Genomic DNA, 2,969 nt, shown 5'->3' with positions numbered 1-2,969 from the left:
TCGGCCTATGATCAGCGGCGCCATCCGCTCCCACGCCGCGTCGCTCAAAACCAACCGATCCATCACACCCAAGACTGCCTCCCCAAAAGCAGTCTTGAATCTGATTTGCCCCTAAATGGGAATCCTTAGAGTCCACACCACCTAGAGGACCTCTGGGATCAGGCCGCGGCCTGTTCGATCGGCCAGAATGGCAGGCCAAGGCTTTCGGCCACAGCCTTATAGGTGAGCCGGCCGCGATAGACATTCAGGCCTCCGCGCAAATGCGGATTTTCGAGCACGGCTGCAAATCCCTTGTTGGCGAGTGCCAAGCCAAATGGGAGCGTGGCGTTATTCAGCGCGTGGCTTGAGGTCAGCGGGACGGCTCCCGGCATGTTCGCGACGCAGTAATGGATAACGTCGTCCGCTTCGTAGGTTGGGTCTGCGTGCGTCGTCGGACGCGAAGTCTCGAAGCATCCGCCTTAATCGATAGCTACTTTCCGGCGCAAAATTCGCGCTTCTAACCAGACTGGTCAACCGCGCGGACAACGACAAGGCCCCGCCAGGGGCTGGCGGGGCCTTGAGAGGCCAGATTGAGCTGGGACGGACTACGGTTGGCGTGACTGGTTTTCCATCGCGCGTCCGATATTGATGAGGTTGTCGGCGACGACGCCGAGGCCGACCCAGCGTTTCATTCCGATGCTGCCCTTGTAGCGGCAGCGATCGAGCCCGTGTCGCCGTTTGACGACGCTGATACGTCCCTCGCATCCGGTTCGCCATTTCTGACCGTTACGGAACCAGCGCTTTTTCTGCTCACGCTTGCACTCGGCGCTCTTGGTCGATCGATTGGGAATGCAGACGCGTTTGACGCCTCTGGCTTTCGCTGCAGCTTCGTTCCTGGCGGAGTAAAATCCAGCATCCGCCGCCACCAGGCGTGGCGTGCGTCCGAGTTTTGCCTCGTGGGTTTCGATGGCCGGGATCAACAGCTCCGAATCGCTTGGCCGCTGATCGTAGACGTCGTAGTCGATCACAATCTGGTTCTCTGCTTCCTGCAGTTTGACCATCTTGCCGAACTCGTTGGGCTTGCCGGCCTTACCTTTGCGAATGATCTCGGTCGAGGGCTCGAACACACTGAGGAGCTTGCCTTCTGCCCGGGTGTTGCCGCGGAAGATACGTTCCCGGGTCTGCCGCATCACTTGCCGCACCAGCGGCAGCATCGCTTCCAGCTGCAGACGCAGGCCTTTCAACGCCAGCTGCTTCAAGATGCCCCTGGACCGCTTCACGCCTTCGGCGATCTCGCCGGAGAAGCGCTTCGCCTGACCCACCACCCGGCTCGTCGTATTCAATAGTTTGCGATAGCTCTCCTTGAGCTTCGCGTGATTGAGCGGTCCCTTGGCACGCGCGATCCGCGCGATCTCGAACAACCGCAGCTTCACGCTCCAGCTTCGGTCGCGCAGCTTCGTTCCGACCAAACCCGCGATCGCAGTGATCTTCTTCATGGTGCGGATCAGCACTCGCACTCCGTCCCCCAACAACGTGCTGTCCGTCGGATGGTGGATGTTCGTCTCCACCACCGTCGTATCCACGCGCATTCTGCGCCCCTGCGTCACCCCCTGTTGCTGCGCGATTTGCACCATTCGGTCGTGAATCTGCCTGATCGTGTCCGGATCCACAGCCAGGCCCCAGCGGCCGATCGTCTTGGCGTCCGGCGTCTTGCCGCCGCCCACGCGGGTGAAGTCGCGATACACCAGGTTGGCGCGCACTTCGCGCTCCAACACCTGATAGCTCCAATTGCGGACGTGTTTGAGGACCAACAATCGCAGCACCACCTCAGCCGGCGCGCCCAGCCGGGCCACGACTGCGGCTCTTGGGATGCCGTCTCGCCAGCGCCTCATATACCGCAGCTACGATCTGTTCATCCGCCAGAACGCGGTCGGCATGCCCCATCCAACCTTCGCGAAGATCGCTCACCTGCTGTGGCACACTGACGTATTCCAAGCATTGATCGGCCGGCTAAGTACACACCGGCGCTTGGCTCGGCGTCACTCGGCGAACGCTTGACTTAGCGCCGCCAGTTCTGGGCCAGCGCGTCGTCGAACCACGTTTTGGCATCGTAGTCAGGCCCAGCGACGGACCGAAAATTGAGATAGTGGGAGTAGTGTTTTTCTCCCAGCCAGGTCTTGAACGCCGACCAGCTTGGATTCTCTCGCGCGCCCTCCGGCAGCGTGTCTAGCCGGTCGCGAGCGAGTGAGCGGATGGCTTGCTCGCATTCAGATTTTTCTTCACACGACGTGTTCCTCAGGCCCGTCATGACTACTCCCACAGCATATATATCGCGGACTTGAGGCTGGGAGGCGCAAGTATCTTTATGACGTTTCGTCACGCCATCCTCTGGTTATCAACCAAGGCAGACAAGTTAACTCGTCACCTGCCCGGCCCGGGCCAATTGGCGCGCGATGCGAAACGGACCCGCACACGTCAAGATCGACAAAGCCGTACTTTATCCAGTGACCGAGCTTGATGCGTGAAATAAAAAATCTTGTCACTAGCCGTGCGTCGAAAGGATTGAACGTGAGATAGCGTTGGGAACGGTTACGATTACGAAAAAGGCACCTATTACCGTCCCCAATCCGCGTCCCCGCCATTTTTGTGCCGACGAGGTAAGGCAGATACTTCAGACGCTTGCAGCGAGTGGTCTGATTCTGCACAATCAGCCCTGCTGACCGACATGTGTCATCGATCCCGAGGCAAACGCTGCCGATGCTGTCGCCGACGATGATGATGTCCACGATCGGATCGGCGATGCGTGCCGCAACCGCGTCACATGCGGACGCTCGTTACGTTACGACTCCCCTCCTCCCGTCGCTGCAGAACTGAAATCGTGACATGTTGAACAGACGGCTCTGAAATGTGGCTCATCTTAGATCCCGATCCGTCGAGTGACCAGCATCCCTAGTGGTTCATCACAGTAATTTTGACTCTTTGGCGATGGC

Annotated in this window: 2 protein-coding genes and 2 pseudogenes; all 4 read right to left on the bottom strand. The window is 59.2% G+C overall.

Annotation, left to right across the window (positions count from 1 at the left end):
* Nucleotides 1-158 precede the first annotated feature (158 nt).
* Nucleotides 159-473: pseudogene (locus KIP88_RS45465) on the bottom strand (alanine dehydrogenase); the annotation flags it as partial.
* 111 nt (nt 474-584) lie between these two features.
* Nucleotides 585-1,974 (bottom strand): annotated as a pseudogene (locus tag KIP88_RS45460) (ISNCY family transposase).
* A gap of 64 nt (nt 1,975-2,038) precedes the next feature.
* The gene (locus KIP88_RS45455) at nt 2,039-2,287 is read right to left on the bottom strand and encodes a hypothetical protein (RefSeq protein ID WP_214494573.1); all 249 of its coding nucleotides are present in this window, start codon (nt 2,285-2,287) and stop codon (nt 2,039-2,041) included.
* A gap of 55 nt (nt 2,288-2,342) precedes the next feature.
* On the bottom strand, nt 2,343-2,765 hold the full coding sequence (locus KIP88_RS45450; protein WP_214494572.1) for a hypothetical protein: 423 nt from the start codon (nt 2,763-2,765) through the stop codon (nt 2,343-2,345).
* Nucleotides 2,766-2,969: the final 204 nt, after the last annotated feature.

Origin of the sequence: Bradyrhizobium sp. SRL28, assembly GCF_018596315.1 — a bacterium.
In the GTDB taxonomy this organism is placed as follows: Bacteria; Pseudomonadota; Alphaproteobacteria; order Rhizobiales; family Xanthobacteraceae; genus Bradyrhizobium.
This window is presented reverse-complemented; position numbering and strand designations above follow the sequence as displayed.

Coding starts and splice junctions, on each gene's coding strand:
- KIP88_RS45455 (WP_214494573.1), bottom strand. CDS start 2,287: ATGACGGGCCTGAGGAACACGTCGTGTGAAGAAAAATCTGAATGCGAG.